The organism is Acinetobacter sp. AB03 (assembly GCF_058107045.1).
In genome coordinates this window covers 1-751 of the sequence record NZ_JBUEBA010000070.1, presented here as the reverse complement: position 1 = coordinate 751, position 751 = coordinate 1, and the positions used below count along the sequence as shown (strand labels likewise).

The following is a 751-nucleotide window of genomic DNA, read 5'->3' as shown; positions in this document are numbered from 1 at the left end:
ATCAGGCAGCGTATTCATGACCGCAGTATGCCTGAGGTCATGATGCAGAGGAAATAGAACGTTTGGAGAATAGCAGAATGGATGAGCCTGGTTTAGAGCATTGTTACCACTTGCTGCAGTCCGATTCTTTGCCAGGGCAAACCCTGGATCAGTGCCTGTAACTGCTCCGGGCTGATCGCCATACTTTCACCCTGGTGAACTTTAGCCCAGTGGAATTTCCCCTGTTCCAGCCGCCGGGCACACAGCCAGATACCCAGTCCATCATGCACCAGCACTTTCATACGATGGCCACGCTTATTACAGAACAGGTAAGCGCAATGCGGTTTGATGTAGCCAAAGGCTCTCAGCACCTGAGCCATGGCTGTATCCATCCCTGCACGCATGTCCATCGGCTGGGTAGACAACCAGATCTCATCAATACGAATCATTGAGTCAAACCCTGGATCAGCAACAGTAATTCAGTTACTGACTCCACCGGCCAGTCGATCTCGATCATCTGATCCCTTGCGGAACTTGGTGCCTCATGTAATGGAATCCTGATATGAGCGACAGCTTTCTTCTCTGGCACAGGTGGTAGAGGTGCTTCTTGTTTGACTGGAGTCGGGTGAAGAATGACCGGAAGAAAGTCAGTCTGTGGAATGGATGGGGTTTTTAATGCAGGGGGCATTGATCTGGACTGACGAATCCATTTATGTAGCAGATTGGCATTGATCTGATGTTGCATTGCTACCTTGGCCACTGATGTATCTGG

The 751-nt window shown here is 50.1% G+C and carries 2 protein-coding genes; both read right to left on the bottom strand.

The genetic code is table 11. From position 1 onward, the window contains the following. Positions 1–92 precede the first annotated feature (92 nt). Entirely contained in the window at positions 93–428 is a 336-nt protein-coding gene (gene tnpB, locus ACY3FQ_RS18410) for an IS66 family insertion sequence element accessory protein TnpB (protein WP_000618090.1), read from the bottom strand. Beyond that, positions 425–751: IS66 family insertion sequence element accessory protein TnpB (locus ACY3FQ_RS18405; RefSeq protein WP_489774616.1), on the bottom strand; the 327-nt coding region annotated here is incomplete at its 5' end. The genes ACY3FQ_RS18405 and tnpB, both read right to left, overlap by 4 nt.

Excerpts from the sequence above, each read along its gene's own strand:
- tnpB (WP_000618090.1), bottom strand. The coding sequence starts at position 428 with ATGATTCGTATTGATGAGATCTGGTTGTCTACCCAGCCGATGGACATG.